Here is a 15,250-nt window from a genome sequence, read left to right as displayed (position 1 = left end):
CTAAACGATGAAGCAACCATTTTCGATTCTCGTTCAAGCGAAAAACCCCGCTACTCTCATATGAGTAACGGGGGCGTTCATTCTTATTTTTGAATGTTATAGAAAGAGTTTAATCCTTCGTAACGTGCTGTTTTATCGAGTTGTTCTTCGATGCGGAGAAGTTGGTTATACTTCGCAACACGGTCTGTACGTGATGGTGCACCTGTTTTAATTTGTCCAGCGTTCGTCGCAACCGCGATATCTGCGATTGTTACGTCTTCTGTTTCACCAGAACGGTGTGAAATAACAGCTGTGTATCCAGCGCGTTTCGCCATTTCAATCGCGTCGAATGTTTCTGTTAATGTACCGATTTGGTTCACTTTAATTAAAATAGAGTTTGAAATGCCTTCTTTAATACCGCGCTCTAATTTTTCAGTGTTCGTTACGAATAAGTCATCTCCTACGAGTTGTACTTTGTCGCCGAGCTTCTCTGTTAACAATTTGTGACCTGCCCAGTCGTTTTCGTCTAAGCCGTCTTCAATTGAGATGATTGGATATTTGTCGCACATTTCAGCGTACCAGTTTACCATTTCTTCAGAAGTGTATACGACACCTTCGCCCACTAAGTGGTACTTGCCGTCTTCTTTATTGTAGAACTCTGAAGATGCTGCGTCCATTGCGAGACGGATGTCGTCGCCTGGTTTGTAGCCTGCTTTTTCGATCGCTTCGATGATTGTTTGAAGTGCTTCTTCGTTTGATTTTAAGTTTGGAGCGAAGCCACCTTCGTCACCTACTGCTGTGTTCAAACCTTTGTCATGAAGTACTGCTTTTAATGAGTGGAAAATTTCAGCACCCATACGCATCGCTTCACGGAAGTTTTTCGCACCTACTGGCATAACCATAAACTCTTGAATGTCTACGTTGTTATCCGCATGCTCTCCACCGTTTAAAATGTTCATCATCGGTACTGGAAGTTGTTTCGCATTCACTCCACCTAAATATTGATAAAGTGGTAAGTCTAAGTAGTCTGCAGCCGCGTGTGCAACAGCCATCGATACACCTAAAATAGCGTTCGCACCGAGTTTGCCTTTGTTTGGCGTACCATCTAAAGCGATTAAAGCTTCGTCAATTACAACTTGATCAAGTACTGAGTAGTTTAAGATGAGTTCTTCTGCGATAAATGTGTTGACGTTTTCAACTGCTTGTAAAACACCTTTACCGAGGTAACGGTCTTTGTCTCCGTCACGTAATTCTACCGCTTCGTATTCACCAGTTGATGCTCCTGATGGAACCATCGCACGGCCGAATGCACCGCTCTCTGTAAATACTTCAACCTCTACTGTTGGGTTGCCTCGTGAATCGATAACTTCTCTTCCTTGGATATGTGTAATGATTGGCATTAGTTATTCTCTCCCTCGATAATTGATTGACCTGTCATTTCGGCAGGTTTTTCTAACTGTAATAAGTGTAACATGGTTGGCGCTAAATCGGCTAAAATACCACCTTCACGCAATTCGGCACCTTCTTTTGTTACGATGAGTGGAACTGGGTTCGTCGTGTGGGCCGTCATCGGCTTGCCTGCTTCTGTAATGACTTCATCCGCGTTTCCGTGGTCCGCCGTAATGAGTGCGACGCCACCTTTCGCAATGATTGCGTCAACGACACGTCCGAGACATTCATCGACTGCTTCAATCGCTTGAATCGTCGGCTCTAACATACCGCTATGACCGACCATATCTGGGTTCGCATAGTTTAAAATGATGACGTCTTGACGATCGTTTTCGATTTCATCGACGAGTGCGTCCGTCACTTCATAAGCGCTCATTTCTGGCTGTAAGTCATACGTCGCCACTTTCGGTGAATGAATTAAAATACGCTTTTCTCCTGCATATTCGTCTTCCTTCCCACCGCTGAAGAAAAATGTGACGTGTGGATACTTTTCCGTTTCTGCGATGCGTAACTGACGTAAGCCAGCATCCGCCACTACTTCACCGAATGTATTCACTAAGTTTTCTTTTTTGAAGACGACTTCGCCACGCACTTCGTCGCTATAATGCGTAAACGTAATGTATGGCATATTGTCGAAGTTTTTCGCTCCTGTGTCGAATCCGTCAAAACCTTTTTCCGTGAAAGCACGTGATAATTGAATCGCGCGGTCTGGACGGAAGTTGAAGAAGATGAGTGCATCGTCTTCTTCGATCGTCGCGACAGGTTTGCCGTCTCGTTCAATGACGAACGGAACGACGAATTCATCGACGATGTCTTGTTCGTACGAAGCGAGCACGCCCGCTTCTGCAGAAGGATATTCCGCACCTTTGCCGTACACCATCGCATCATAGCTTGCTTGTGTACGCTCCCAACGTTTGTCGCGGTCCATCGCGTAATAACGACCCGAAATTGTGGCGAATTCGCCAACTCCGTATTCGTTCATTTTACGTTCTGTTTCCTCGATATACGTTAAAGCAGATTTCGGTGCGACGTCGCGGCCGTCTAAAAATCCGTGTACGTACACTTTCGTTAACCCTTCATTTTTCGCCATTTGTAAGAGAGCGAATAAATGCTCGTAATGGCTGTGCACACCACCGTCTGATAAAAGACCGAGCAAATGAAGTGCGCTATTTTTTTCTTTCGCATGTTGCATCGCGCGTTTTAAAGGTTCTAATTCGAAAAACTCGCCGCCTGCAATCGAACGGAAAATACGTGTTAAGTTTTGATAAACGACGCGTCCCGCTCCGATATTCGTATGACCGACTTCTGAGTTCCCCATTTGTCCATCTGGTAATCCGACTGCTTCGCCTGATGCTTCCAAAGTCGTATGTGGATAGTTGTTCCAATATTTATCATAATTCGGTTTGTTCGCTTGTGCAACCGCATTTCCTTCTGTTACGTCACGAAGTCCGAATCCGTCTAAAATAATGAGTGCTACTGGTTTTGTCATTACTTCGCCCCCGCTTCAACTAGCTGTAAAAATGACACTGGATCTAAACTAGCTCCGCCGACGAGTGCTCCATCAATATGTTCTTTTTCAAGCAATTCTTCGATATTGCCTGGCTTTACGCTGCCGCCGTACTGAATGCGTACTGCTTGTGCGACGTCTTCGCTATAAAGTTCAGCCATTTTGCTACGAATTGCGCCACATACTGCGTTCGCATCGTCCGCTGTCGCTGTCTTACCTGTTCCGATCGCCCATACTGGCTCATACGCGATAACCGCTTCTTTCGCTTGGTCTGCTGTGATGTTTTCGAATGCTTTTGCCACTTGGTCGTTTACGAAGTTTTCCGTCTCGTTCGCTTCACGCGTTTCGAGTGATTCTCCTACGCAGACGATCGGTGTAATGCCGTGATCGAATGCCGCTTGAACTTTTTTATTTACCGTTTCGTCTGTTTCGTTATAATATTCACGACGTTCTGAGTGGCCGATGATGACGTAAGGAACTTGGATACTTTTGAGCATCGCTGGGCTCACTTCACCTGTAAATGCTCCCTCGTTTTCGTAATGCATCGTTTGGGCACCGATTTTTACCGGGATGTCTAACGTTCCCGCAAGCAACGGTGCGACGTATAATGTCGGTGGGCAAATTAACGCCTCTACTTTGTCACTTTCGTAAATGTTGCCACGAATTTCTTCGAAGAAATGAATCGCTTCTTCGATTGTTTTATACATTTTCCAGTTTCCTGCAATAATTTTTTTACGCAATGGAATGCCTCCTCTTATTTTTCGCTTAATGCTGCGATGCCTGGTAATACTTTACCCTCCATTAACTCTAATGAAGCGCCACCGCCTGTAGAAATATGGTCCATTTTATCCGCTAAGTCGAATTGCTCAACTGCTGCTGCTGAGTCTCCTCCACCGATCACTGTGTAACCAGCTGTTGTCGCCATCGCTTCAGCTACAGTTTTTGTACCGTTTTCGAACGGTTTCATTTCGAAGACACCCATCGGTCCGTTCCAAATGATGAGTTGTGATTTCTCGATAATTTCAGCATAATGTTTCGCCGTTTCTGGTCCGATATCTAATCCCATCCAACCTGCTGGAATGCTGTCGATTGCAACTTGTTGAACGTTCGCATCCGCGCTAAATTCATCCGCGATGACAGCGTCTGTCGGCAAGTGCATGCTGACGCCTTTTTGCTCTGCTTTTTCGATAAAACTTTTTGCGAGGTCAATTTTATCTTCTTCGACGAGTGAGTTTCCAACATCATGTCCTTGTGCTTTCGAGAACGTATACGATAAGCCACCACCGATTAATAAGTGATCGACTTTGTCGAGTAAGTAATCGATGACACCGATTTTATCTTTTACTTTCGCTCCACCAATGATCGCTGTGAATGGACGCTTCGGTGTTTCGAGCGCTGCGCCTAGCACTTCGATTTCTTTTTCAAGCAATAAGCCTGATACGCTCACATCGACGAATGATGCGATGCCTGCTGTTGACGAGTGTGCACGGTGTGCTGCGCCGAACGCGTCGTTCACATAGACGTCCGCTAAGTTTGCGAATGCTTTGCTCAATGTTTCGTCGTTCTTTTGCTCACCTGCGTGGAAACGAACGTTTTCTAATAAGATGACGTCTCCGTCTTTCATTTCAGCTACTTTCGCTTCAACCGTTTCACCGATTGATTCTGGAAGTGCTTCCACTTCTTGATCAAGCAATGTCGCCAAATGTTTTGCGATCGGTGCGAGACGTAATTCTTCTTTCACTTCTCCACCTGGACGACCTAAATGGCTCGCTAAAATCACTTTTGCGCCTTCGCCTACTAAATATTGAATCGTCGGTAATGCTGCTTGGATTCGTGTATCATCCGTAATGATGCCATCCTTCATCGGTACGTTAAAATCGACACGAACGAAAACGCGCTTCCCTCGAACATCGATATCTTTCATCGTCATTTTTGACTTCATGAAAACTACACTCCTTCATCTTCTTTTGAATATACAAAAAGGGAGAAAACGGATAAGTCCGCTTTCCCCCTTACCCACTTCTTATTATAGTAGGTTCATCCGTGATTGGCTATTGATTATCGGTTTATAATCCACGTTCTTGCATGTAAAGTGCTAAATCGACACAACGTGTAGCATAACCTGTTTCATTGTCGTACCATGCGATAATTTTCACCATGTTGTCGTTTAATACTTTCGTTGATAAACCGTCAACTGTTGAAGATACTTTCGCACCGTTGTAGTCCACTGAAACGAGTGGTAAGTCGCTGTAAGCTAAAATGCCTTTTAATGGGCCTTCTGCTGCTTCTTTTAATAATGCATTCACTTGTTCTTCTGTTACTTTTTCTTTTAATTCGACAACGAGGTCAACCATTGAAACGTTTGATGTTGGTACACGCACTGCCATACCGTCTAATTTTCCTTTTAATTCAGGAATAACTTTCGATACCGCTGCTGCCGCTCCTGTTGTCGTTGGAATCATTGATACTGCTGCTGCACGCGCACGACGGTAGTCTGAGTGTGGTAAGTCGAGAATACGTTGGTCGTTTGTGTATGCGTGAATCGTCGTCATTAAACCACGTTCGATTGAATATTCATCATTCAATACTTTCGCTACTGGTGCTAAACAGTTTGTCGTACATGATGCGTTCGATACGACAACGTCTGTTTCTGGGTTGTAATCTGTATGGTTAACACCCATAACGAATGTCGCAACATCGCCTTTTGCTGGTGCTGAAAGGATGACGCGTTTTGCACCTGCTGTAATATGTTTTTGAAGTCCTTCTGCATCGCGGAAGACACCTGTTGATTCAACAACGACGTCTACGCCGAGATCTTTCCATGGTAAGTTTGCTGGATCTTTTTCAGCGAATACTTTAATTTCTTTGCCATTCACGAGGAATGCGCCGTCTTTCGCTTCAACTTCACCTTGGAATGTACCGTGAACTGAATCGTATTTTAAAAGGTGTGCAAGCATATTTGCGTCTGTTAAGTCGTTCACCGCTACTACTTCGATGTCGTCACGCTCTACTACTTCACGTAATACTAATCGTCCGATACGTCCAAATCCGTTAATTGCTAATTTTACTGTCATAATAAAATCCCTCCATGTAAGTTGTTTATCATTTATTTAAATTGAATCTGTTTAATCATTTCATTTGCAGCGCCTTCATCTGTAATGAGTACTGTTTGAGACGGTGCAATGTTTAAATAAGAAAGTATCGCTTCAGCTTTCTTTTTCCCACCTGCTAATGCGAAAATATGTGGTACTTCTCGTAAATGTTCTAATTGTATTCCTACTGTGCGAATGCGATGGACAACATCTCCGTTCGCATCGAAATAATAACCGAATGCTTCACTTTTTGCCTCTTGTTGTTTAATTTTCTCTTTTACTTCTTCAGAACTGTTACGCCACTTCACTAATTTCTCCGCGACGCCAATTCCATGAATGACGATGTCTGTTTGTTCGTAGAGTGCCATCATCTCTTTTGCTTCTTTTTCATTTTGTAACACTTCGTGCGCTCGTTCGCTCAATTCATCTGGATAGAAAAATACTCGATATGAAGCATTTCCCTTTTTTGCGAAAGTCGAAACGATGGAATTCGCTTGAAGTGGTATGGCATCTCCCATTCCGCCTCGCGCTGCGATAAATAAATAGTTTTGCACGAGTGAATGACCGGATAAAAACTGTGGTACGGAAGCGACGCTCGTCCCACCCGTTACCGCGACAATTTGTCGCTCGGATGTGGCAAGTTGTTCGAGAGCATGAGCTGCCTGTTCGCCGATGAGAAGCTTCGTACTTTCGGAATGATCGCTATCTCCGTCCACAATTCGCACTTCACGAATGCCGTAATGCTCGGCAATTCGTCTTGCGATCGTCGTTCGACCGATGTAATCGTTCATCATCGTTTCGAGTGACGTTAAGAGATCAAATCCTAATGTTGTAATCGTCGCGCCTTCTTTTTCGACCCGAATTAAATTCGTGTCGCGTAAAAAGTCGACTGCTGCACGCACTTCTCGTTCTGGCAATCCGACAATTTCAGCTAACTTTCGTCTGCCGACCGGGCCGCTCGCTTGTACATGTCGCAATATCGTATAGCGACTTTCAAGCAATGCCTTCATCTCGGGAACCATCATCCATTGGGCTTCTAATCTTTCCATGTTTTCATCCCCTCCTACTCAAGAGGTTGAAATTTGTCCCTGCGAACATTTTTCGTCCCACTTAGGTTAAAAAAATATGCCTAACAATTTTTATTATAGGTGATTGCTTCTAAAGTTGCAATCATTTCACGTCTACTTTTATGAAATATTGTCTATTTTATCAAACAAAAAACGACGAACTTATACAGTCCGTCGCTCATTTTTATTCATCTAACAATGTTTCAAGCAGTTCTCCGTACGTAATTTGCCCTTGAAACTTTTGTTCTCCGTCGATGAGTAAGACGGGAACTTCCAACATATATTTTCGTTGAAGTTCATCGTCTTTCGCAATCGACACGACATCGAGTAACAAATCGACATCTTGACGAACGAGTTCAATCGATTGGATCGCTTCATCACAAAGCTCGCAATTGTCATTAATATATAATGTTAATTTTACCATGAACGACCTGCACCTCCTCCACCGCTTGAACCGCCGCCACCAAATCCACCGAAGCCACCGCCGCCTGAGCTACCTCCTGATCCTCCACCGAAACCTGTCGGGAAGAAAATCGGCGGGCCTCCGCCTCCGCTACGTCCTCTCGGTCCTTTTCCACCTTTGTTGCCACCGGAGGAAAGGAGTAACACGATAATGATGATGGCGATGATGACCCAAATGGAAATGCCTTCGTCTGAAGACTCGCTATCGTACTCACCATTCAATGTGTCGACGAGCACTTGCTCTCCATCTAATCCGTATTCAATCATAATTTCATTGTATACCGCTTTATACAATTGCAAAATCGCGGCGTCAATGTCCCCTTGTTGTAAATAAGGAATTGCAATTTCATCCAACATGCGCCCGACCTTTCCATCCGGTAAGGCGCCTTCCAATCCGTAACCGATTTCAAAGCGCAACTGCTTCGCTTCGCCTGTGTTCGGATTTTCCTCCGTCGTCATGACGAAAAGAACACCGTTGTCCTCTCCTTTTTGACCGAGGCCCATTTGTTGAAATGTATTATGCGCATAATCGACGACGAGATCATCGCCCGTATTCGGTTGAATGATGACCGCAAATTCTGCGCCCGTTTTTTGTTGGAGCGCAAAAGCGTAATCTGTTACTTGTTGTTTCGTCTCGGCAGAAAGTACACCGCTACGATCTTGCACAGCGTACTGTTGATGATTTAATGCTTGAACAGGTTGAACTTGAAAGAAAATCGTAAGCAGTGTGACGATGACGAACCACCGTCTCATCATTACTTAGCTCCGTTTCCAAAATCGACTGTCGGTGCTTGTTCCGCTCCTTTTTGCGCTTCGAAGTACGGACGTTTTTCGAATCCGAAAATTTTCGCCGCAATGTTAGAAGGGAAACGCTGCACTTTATTGTTGTACACTTGGACTGCTTCGTTATATTTACCACGTTCCACACTAATGCGATTTTCTGTTCCTGCGAGTTCATCCATTAACTGCGTAAAATGTGTATCACTTTTTAATTCTGGATAATTTTCAACGACGACGAGTAAGCGAGAAAGCGCGCTCGATAATTCATCGTTCGCTTCTAACTGTTCTGCCGTTGTCGATGCGCCGGCCATTTTAGAACGAGCGTCCGCAATATTCGTCATCACTTCTGTTTCATGTGATGCATAACCTTTCACCGTTTCGACTAAGTTCGGAATTAAATCCATACGGCGTTGTAATTTGTTGTCGATTTCACTTTTATGTTTATCGACAGATTCTGATAATGTGACGAGGTTGTTGTAAGGAGAGATTAATAAAACCGCACCTATCCCTAACACGACGAGGATCCCGATTAAAGGACCTAACCACTTTTTCATACATTCCACGACCTTTCTAATCTCGATAAATTGTACGACGCGTTACGCGACGTAGTAATAACCAAATGACAAATAATCCAATACCCTGCACGATAAAATACAAACCAAATGACAAGCTGACAACGAAGGCAACTGTCATTTTTGATAATAAGGAGGCAATCGCAAAGACGAAAATGATGACGCCTACCGCAAGTAACCAACCCCATCCTCTCACATCGCGCAAAGAGAATGCCGCGTACATTTGGATGAGCGATGATAAAAGTAACCAAATTGCAAAAATGTACACGAATGTTTGCTCCGCTAAATCAGGAACGAACAATGTAATTCCACCGACGACGAATGACAACAATCCATTTACGAGAAAGATAAAGGAAATGTTCCATATTTTTCGTTGTTCGACGAAAGAAATCATTTCGACTACTCCGTGAATGAGTAAAAGAATCCCGATCGATAATGTAAAGACACGCAATGATACCGTCGGATTGAAGACGATCCACACCCCGAACGCGACGAGCGCTAAACTAATTAAAAAGATGGAAATTGAATAAAATTTTCGCATACATCTCTTCCTTCCATTCATCTGTAAGACTACCTAATCTATTCCCACTTTGAATAGAAAAGAAACGTCTTTTCCTTTTCGATATACCAATATAGTTTATCACTTTTTACATAAAAAAGGTAATCATCCTCTAAAATAGAAAATGATTACCTCTTCTTTACGGTGCTGTTTCTGTTAAATACGTATAAATTTCATCATCTGACGGCGGATTGTGCAGTCCTGCGCGCACATGTAAATAATAGCGATATAAAATACTTTTTTCAGATAATCCGCTCGCCCCGACGATGCGCATCGCGAGATCGACGACTTCAATCGCATAATGTGTCGCTGTAATTTTCGCACTTGATAAAATACGTCTCACTTCTTCAAAAGAGCGTTCTTCGTCAAATAGTAGCGCGCCGTATGCGAGATGGCTCGTCGCTGTCGCTAAACGCCATTCGATTTCACCGAGCTTCTGTTGAATATGTGCCGCATCGATGATCGCTGTTTCTCGTCCTCTCGGAACGTACGCGCGAGCGAAGGCGAACGCTTCATCTCTCGCTGCTTGCGCAATACCGATATAACATGCGGGAATATGTAATAAACTCGCTGGTGAATTGCGCACCGCATGTGCGATATTGACATATTTAATGAAATGATGATCTTCTACGAAAACATCTTTTAAATATACATCGCTACTCGCCGTTCCTCTCATCGCTACACTATCCCAAGCAGATGTATCGATTGTGATGCTTTCAGAATTCGGTACGACGAAGAGCGCTTCTTCACCTTCACAGTTCGCACTAATAATAAAGAGATCAAGAGCTGGTGCTAATGTTGCGAACGATTTATGACCGTTAATGAGATAGCCCCCTTCTACTTTTTTCGCTGTCGTTTGTGGACCAGCATTGCGGGTCGGACTACCCGCTCCTCTTTCCGATAAGACGTAGTTGAGGAGCGCTCCTTTTTTCACTTCTTCGATTACATATCGCTTCGTCTTTTCTGGCCATGTTGTATCACGTAAAATCGCATACAATGTGCTCACATGCCAACCGATTGCGACCGCTGTCGGGCCATCTCCTGAAGCGACAATTTGCTGGTAATGAACGAGTTCACTTGCTGTTAAGCCTTGCCCTCCATCTGTAGTACATAGAGGAGACTTCGTATAACCAGCATCGATCAAGTTTTGAATGTTTTCTTTCGGAAATTGACCGAACACAGTATCTTTTTTTGCTCGTTCACGAAATATTGGGACAAATTGAAGTAGTTCTTCTTGTAACGTTACTGTCGTTGTCGTCATGTCGCTTCCTCCTTACACGAGTGCTTCTTTTTCTAATTGCACGCTATGGCCGTAGTGATTGTTTTGTAAACGTTGTTGCCCTTTACCGTAGTAATGTTCACGCAATGTTTCCCCTTCGTAATCTGTACGATAAATGCCACGCTTCTGCAATTCTGGCACGACCGTTTCGACAAAATCTTCTAAAGTAGACGGATTCACCGTTTGACGAATGTTAAAGCCGTCCGCATCGCCTTCTACTGAAATCTCTTCTAAACGAGCGGCGATTTGTTCCGGTGTACCGACAATCACTTCTGAACCTAATGAGAAACCGTGATATTGAATCGCTTCTCGAATCGTCCATTTATGATTCGGATCGGTCGACGTATAGTTGTTTAAGCGACTTTGAATCGCATTCGTTTCAATATTTTCAACGTAGCTATCGGGATCGAATTTTGAGAAGTCGATGCCTGAGTGACCGGATAAAAGAGCTGCTGCCCCGTCGTAATCGACATAACTGCGAAGTTCTTGGAATTTTTTCTGCGCCTCTTCTTCCGTTCCTCCAACGACTGTTACGACAGCTGGTATAATTTTCACATCTTGACGTGTGCGGCCGTATTTTTGAAGTTTCGGTTCTAATTGACGGATAAATTCACGCAATTCGGCTGTCGCATTTTTTTGATTTTGCGTATTCGTGAAAATGCCTTCCGCATGTTTTGCCGCAAATGACGTTCCTCGGTCAGACGCTCCTGCTTGGAATAATACCGGTGTGCGTTGTAAAGAAGGTTCTACTAAATGGACACCTGGTACTTTAAAGTATTTTCCTTCGTGATTGATCGGGTGTACTTTCGTTGAATCGATATATTTATTCGCTTCTGGATCGTTTAAGAGTGCGCCTTCTTCCCAACTTTTCTCCCACAATTTGTACACGACATCTAAATATTCTTCTGCACGGTCGTAACGCTCATCATGTGGAATCATGCCGTCTAAACCTAAGTTGATCGCTTCACTTTCTAAATAAGATGTGACGATATTCCATCCGATGCGGCCATTCGTTAAATGGTCGAGTGTCGAATATTGGCGAGCTAATTTATACGGTGGAATGTATGTCGCTGAACCTGTCAACGCAAACCCGAGTCGTTCCGTCGCATGAGCCATTGCCGAAATGATTAAAAATGGATCGTGTGCTGGGAACTGTACCGCTTGTTCGAGCGCTGCGCGGTTGCTTCCTTCGTAGACGTCGTACACGCCTGTCACATCCGCTAAAAACAATGCGTCAAACTTTCCTTTTTCCAATGTTTGCGCAAGCTTTACCCAGTAATCTGTCGAAGCGTGTGTACTTCCTTGGTGATCCGGATGTTTCCAAAGTCCAATTGCGTGTGGTGATACCGTATGTTGTGCGAAACCGTTTAAATGAATTTGTTTTTTAGTCATGTTTTCTTCCTCCTCATTGTAGGTGGAGAATGAAAGTCACTCTCCCTTATCTATCAAGCGATGCTTGCGGGATGGCGCACCGTGCGAATGCCGGTTGCGAGAAGTTCATCAGGCCCGTTCCTTCCCTTCGTTCTTCATAAGGTTTATTTTGCGTCGTAAGTATTTAATGCGTTAATGCTGTGAGCGTATGCACTCCCTGCATTTAAAGCGCTCGCTACGAAAATCGCTTCCGCTAATTCTTCTTTCGTCACGCCTGCTTTTTTCGCCCCGTTCGTATGAATATCGATGCAATAAGCACAAGCTGTAATGTGTGCGATCGCTACCGCAATCAATTCTTTTTCTTTTACAGAAAGGACACCTTCCGCTACCGCTTCGTTCGAAAACGCGACGAATGTTTTCAATGCATCTGGTGCGAGTTTGCCAAATTCATTCGTTTTGCTGAAGTATTCTTTTTTATACAATGTGTCTCCTTCTTCTCCATCGTATGAACGGAATGCGTTCGCCGCATGCGCAAATGCACTTCCCGCTTTCAATGCGCTCGCAACTAAGATTGCCTCCGCTAATTCTTCTTTCGTTGCACCTGCTTTTTTCGCTGCGCCTGTATGGATATCGATGCAGTATGCGCATCCTGTCGTCGTCGCACTCGCTACTGCAATGATTTCTTTTAATTTCGTCGATAATGCACCTTCTTGGAATACTGCTTGGTTCCATGCACCGAATGCTTTATTCGGTTGTTGTGCTAATTTCGCTAATTGTCCTAATTGTTGAATGCCTTCTTTTGCGTATAATGTTGTCATATTTACTCTCTCCTTTTTTGCTTTTCTTATATTAGTTAATTCCTATAGGTTTACTATGTTTAGAAGAAAGTGAAAACGATGATTTCCGTCTCTCTTTTAAATAAAGAAAAACCTCTCCCAGTAGGAAGAGGTTAGAATGACTGAATTCATCGTTCGTTCTCTTCCTCATCTTTCAAGCATATGCTTGCTGGAATTGGCACCATTGTACTCTCGTACTGGTTGCCGCAGGATCGTAGGACCAGATTCCTCCCCTGCTCTGGATAAGGAAAAACTATGTAGTTGAAAAGCTTAAATATAACTATACAAGATGCTTTTTTGAAAGTCAACACTTTTTATTAACTTTTCTGAATATTTCGTTTCGAGAGTATTTTCACAGGGTTCCAACTCGCTAGCGATAGGAGAAACAACGGACTATATTTTGAGCTTGATCTTCTCTTAGATAGATAAAGTACTTCAAACTAAAAAAATCTAAAATGACGGATGCTCATTTTAGATTTCTTGTCGTTATTGATTACGCCCCTACCAGGAGTCGAACCCGGATTTCAAGAACCGGAATCTTGCGTGTTATCCATTACACTATAGGGACAGACTTTTACTATTATAGCGAAATGAAAGGTATTTCGCAATGCCCATTCAAAAAAAGGAACGAGCGAGTCCCGTCCGACTCACTCGTTCAAATATTTAAATTTACTTGATTATGGAGGAATAAAACTTACTTACCGAACTGTGGAATTCGGTGGTTGCCGATTGCAACGTGTACGATCTTCTGCTCTGTGTAGAAGCCGAATCCGTAGTGTCCACCTTCGCGGCCGATACCTGAATCTTTACTTCCGCCGAATGGAGTACGTAAGTCACGTACGTTTTGAGCGTTCACCCAAATCATACCTGCTTCTAAAGCGTGTGCTACACGGTGTCCACGCTTGCCGTCGTTCGTCCAAACGTAACCTGCTAAACCGTATGCGATATCATTCGCAAGACGCACTGCTTCTTCTTCGTCTTTGAATGTCATCACAGCCATAACTGGGCCGAAGATTTCTTCTTGTGCTACGCGCATATCGTTCGTCGCATTTAACAATAATGTTGGCGCAACGAAGTTACCTTTTTTGTTCTCTTCAGAGATTTCAGATGTGAATACTTCACAGCCTTCTTCTTTTGCAATTTGTAAGTAGCTTACTACTTTATCGTAGTGCTCTTTATGAATTAATGGACCGACTTGTGTGTTGTAGTCAAGTGGGTTACCTAAGTTAATGTTAAGAACACGCTCTTTCAATGCTTCGATGAAGCGATCTTTAATGCCTTCTTGTAAGAAGAGACGTGAGTTCGCTGTACAACGCTCACCGTTGAACGAGAAGATTCCCCAAATACATGCGTCTAATGCACGATCGAAGTCCGCATCGTCAAATACGATAATTGGTGATTTACCACCGAGTTCCATTGAAACTGCTTTTAACGTATCCGCACTGTTTTTAATAATTGTTGAACCTGTCGTCGTTTCACCTGTGAATGAAATTAATTGTACATCAGGGTGCTTAACGAGTGCGTCACCTGCTGTTTCACCGAAACCGTGAACAACGTTGAACACACCTGCTGGAATACCTGAACGATCGATTACTTCTGCGAGTAAGTTCGCTGAAAGTGGTGAGAACTCAGCTGGTTTTAAAACAACTGTGTTACCTGTCGCAAGTGCTGGCGCAACTTTCCATGTTTCTAACATGAATGGTGCGTTCCAAGGTGTAATTAAACCTGCTACGCCGACTGGTGTATTTAATGTATAGTTGATGAACTCATCATCGACTTGGTACGCTTCGCCTACGAGACGAGCTTCTACCATACGTGCGTAGAAACGGAAGTTTTCTGATGCACGTGCAACCATGTTTGTCGTCTGGCTAATTGGAAGACCTGTGTCGAGTGATTCTAAATATGCGATACGCTCTACTTCTTCGTCGATCAAGTCAGCGATTTTGTAGATGTATTTCATACGTTCTTTTAATTTCATCGTTCTCCAAGGACCGTTATCGAAAGCTTCGCGTGCTGCTGCTACTGCCTTTTCGATATCTGCTTTATCCCCTTCTGCTACAACGTTCACTTGTTCGTTCGTGAATGGGTTGAAGTTTTCGAATGTTTTACCGCTTACGCTATCAACGAATTCCCCGTTGATATAAAGTTGAATATCTTCTTGTTTTTCGTGTTTCAATGCTTCTTTAGACATGAAACCACCCTTTCAATTTAAAATTTAAGTATATTTTATCACTAGCGTCGCATTAAAATAATTCAACGCAGCACTATAATCTGAATTATCTGTAATCTATCAAATT

Annotated in this window: 14 protein-coding genes, 1 tRNA gene and 2 riboswitches; all 15 genes read right to left on the bottom strand. The window is 43.5% G+C overall.

Annotated features, from left to right (window positions below):
* Window positions 1–83: 83 nt before the first annotated feature.
* Complete coding sequence (gene eno, locus ACFQ0V_RS08130) at window positions 84–1,379, bottom strand: phosphopyruvate hydratase (RefSeq protein ID WP_381012110.1); 1,296 nt, start codon at window positions 1,377–1,379, stop codon at window positions 84–86.
* Window positions 1,379–2,917, bottom strand: coding sequence for a 2,3-bisphosphoglycerate-independent phosphoglycerate mutase (gene gpmI, locus ACFQ0V_RS08125; RefSeq protein ID WP_381012108.1), 1,539 nt, complete (start codon window positions 2,915–2,917; stop codon window positions 1,379–1,381). The genes eno and gpmI overlap by 1 nt, the downstream gene beginning before the upstream one ends.
* Window positions 2,917–3,675, bottom strand: coding sequence for a triose-phosphate isomerase (gene tpiA, locus ACFQ0V_RS08120; RefSeq protein ID WP_381012106.1), 759 nt, complete (start codon window positions 3,673–3,675; stop codon window positions 2,917–2,919). Before tpiA ends, gpmI begins: the two co-directional genes overlap by 1 nt.
* Window positions 3,676–3,689: 14 nt before the next feature.
* Window positions 3,690–4,877, bottom strand: a complete 1,188-nt coding sequence (locus tag ACFQ0V_RS08115; RefSeq protein WP_381012103.1) for a phosphoglycerate kinase — start codon at window positions 4,875–4,877, stop codon at window positions 3,690–3,692.
* A gap of 124 nt (window positions 4,878–5,001) precedes the next feature.
* Window positions 5,002–6,009, bottom strand: a complete 1,008-nt coding sequence (gap, locus tag ACFQ0V_RS08110; RefSeq protein WP_381012101.1) for a type I glyceraldehyde-3-phosphate dehydrogenase — start codon at window positions 6,007–6,009, stop codon at window positions 5,002–5,004.
* Between the two features lie 32 nt (window positions 6,010–6,041).
* Window positions 6,042–7,076: a sugar-binding transcriptional regulator gene (locus tag ACFQ0V_RS08105; protein WP_381012098.1), complete on the bottom strand. Its 1,035-nt coding sequence runs from the start codon at window positions 7,074–7,076 to the stop codon at window positions 6,042–6,044.
* A 202-nt stretch (window positions 7,077–7,278) separates the two neighbouring features.
* The gene (locus ACFQ0V_RS08100; protein WP_381012096.1) at window positions 7,279–7,518 is read right to left on the bottom strand and encodes a glutaredoxin family protein; all 240 of its coding nucleotides are present in this window, start codon (window positions 7,516–7,518) and stop codon (window positions 7,279–7,281) included.
* Window positions 7,512–8,312 (bottom strand): TPM domain-containing protein, encoded by an 801-nt coding sequence (locus tag ACFQ0V_RS08095; protein WP_381012094.1) that lies wholly within the window; start codon window positions 8,310–8,312, stop codon window positions 7,512–7,514. The genes ACFQ0V_RS08100 and ACFQ0V_RS08095 overlap by 7 nt, the downstream gene beginning before the upstream one ends.
* On the bottom strand, window positions 8,312–8,890 hold the full coding sequence (locus ACFQ0V_RS08090; protein WP_381012091.1) for a LemA family protein: 579 nt from the start codon (window positions 8,888–8,890) through the stop codon (window positions 8,312–8,314). Before ACFQ0V_RS08090 ends, ACFQ0V_RS08095 begins: the two co-directional genes overlap by 1 nt.
* Window positions 8,891–8,906: 16 nt before the next feature.
* Window positions 8,907–9,449 (bottom strand): HdeD family acid-resistance protein, encoded by a 543-nt coding sequence (locus tag ACFQ0V_RS08085; protein WP_381012089.1) that lies wholly within the window; start codon window positions 9,447–9,449, stop codon window positions 8,907–8,909.
* A 157-nt stretch (window positions 9,450–9,606) separates the two neighbouring features.
* Entirely contained in the window at window positions 9,607–10,728 is a 1,122-nt protein-coding gene (locus ACFQ0V_RS08080; RefSeq protein ID WP_381012086.1) for an acyl-CoA dehydrogenase family protein, read from the bottom strand.
* A gap of 12 nt (window positions 10,729–10,740) precedes the next feature.
* Window positions 10,741–12,138 (bottom strand): LLM class flavin-dependent oxidoreductase, encoded by a 1,398-nt coding sequence (locus ACFQ0V_RS08075; RefSeq protein WP_194562700.1) that lies wholly within the window; start codon window positions 12,136–12,138, stop codon window positions 10,741–10,743.
* Window positions 12,139–12,181: 43 nt separating this feature from the next.
* Window positions 12,182–12,281, bottom strand: a riboswitch (SAM riboswitch).
* Window positions 12,282–12,935, bottom strand: coding sequence for a carboxymuconolactone decarboxylase family protein (locus ACFQ0V_RS08070; RefSeq protein WP_381012083.1), 654 nt, complete (start codon window positions 12,933–12,935; stop codon window positions 12,282–12,284). It abuts the riboswitch before it with no gap.
* Between the two features lie 162 nt (window positions 12,936–13,097).
* Window positions 13,098–13,202: riboswitch (SAM riboswitch) on the bottom strand.
* Between the two features lie 247 nt (window positions 13,203–13,449).
* Window positions 13,450–13,521, bottom strand: a tRNA-Arg gene (locus tag ACFQ0V_RS08065).
* Window positions 13,522–13,647: 126 nt separating this feature from the next.
* Window positions 13,648–15,144 carry a 5-carboxymethyl-2-hydroxymuconate semialdehyde dehydrogenase gene (gene hpaE / locus ACFQ0V_RS08060; RefSeq protein WP_381012080.1) on the bottom strand — a complete coding sequence of 499 codons (1,497 nt, stop codon included), beginning with the start codon at window positions 15,142–15,144 and terminating at the stop codon, window positions 13,648–13,650.
* Window positions 15,145–15,250: the final 106 nt, after the last annotated feature.

The sequence above is a fragment of the Savagea faecisuis genome, from assembly GCF_042675605.1.
GTDB lineage: Bacteria > Bacillota > Bacilli > Bacillales_A > Planococcaceae > Savagea > Savagea faecisuis.
The sequence above is the reverse complement of the archived record's forward strand: the minus strand, read 5'-3'. Positions and strand labels throughout refer to the sequence as shown.

Coding starts and splice junctions, on each gene's coding strand:
- eno (WP_381012110.1), bottom strand. CDS start 1,379: ATGCCAATCATTACACATATCCAAGGAAGAGAAGTTATCGATTCACGA.
- gpmI (WP_381012108.1), bottom strand. CDS start 2,917: ATGACAAAACCAGTAGCACTCATTATTTTAGACGGATTCGGACTTCGT.
- ACFQ0V_RS08115 (WP_381012103.1), bottom strand. CDS start 4,877: ATGAAGTCAAAAATGACGATGAAAGATATCGATGTTCGAGGGAAGCGC.
- gap (WP_381012101.1), bottom strand. CDS start 6,009: ATGACAGTAAAATTAGCAATTAACGGATTTGGACGTATCGGACGATTA.
- ACFQ0V_RS08105 (WP_381012098.1), bottom strand. CDS start 7,076: ATGGAAAGATTAGAAGCCCAATGGATGATGGTTCCCGAGATGAAGGCA.
- ACFQ0V_RS08100 (WP_381012096.1), bottom strand. CDS start 7,518: ATGGTAAAATTAACATTATATATTAATGACAATTGCGAGCTTTGTGAT.
- ACFQ0V_RS08095 (WP_381012094.1), bottom strand. CDS start 8,312: ATGATGAGACGGTGGTTCGTCATCGTCACACTGCTTACGATTTTCTTT.
- ACFQ0V_RS08090 (WP_381012091.1), bottom strand. CDS start 8,890: ATGAAAAAGTGGTTAGGTCCTTTAATCGGGATCCTCGTCGTGTTAGGG.
- ACFQ0V_RS08085 (WP_381012089.1), bottom strand. CDS start 9,449: ATGCGAAAATTTTATTCAATTTCCATCTTTTTAATTAGTTTAGCGCTC.
- ACFQ0V_RS08080 (WP_381012086.1), bottom strand. CDS start 10,728: ATGACGACAACGACAGTAACGTTACAAGAAGAACTACTTCAATTTGTC.
- ACFQ0V_RS08075 (WP_194562700.1), bottom strand. CDS start 12,138: ATGACTAAAAAACAAATTCATTTAAACGGTTTCGCACAACATACGGTA.
- ACFQ0V_RS08070 (WP_381012083.1), bottom strand. CDS start 12,935: ATGACAACATTATACGCAAAAGAAGGCATTCAACAATTAGGACAATTA.
- hpaE (WP_381012080.1), bottom strand. CDS start 15,144: ATGTCTAAAGAAGCATTGAAACACGAAAAACAAGAAGATATTCAACTT.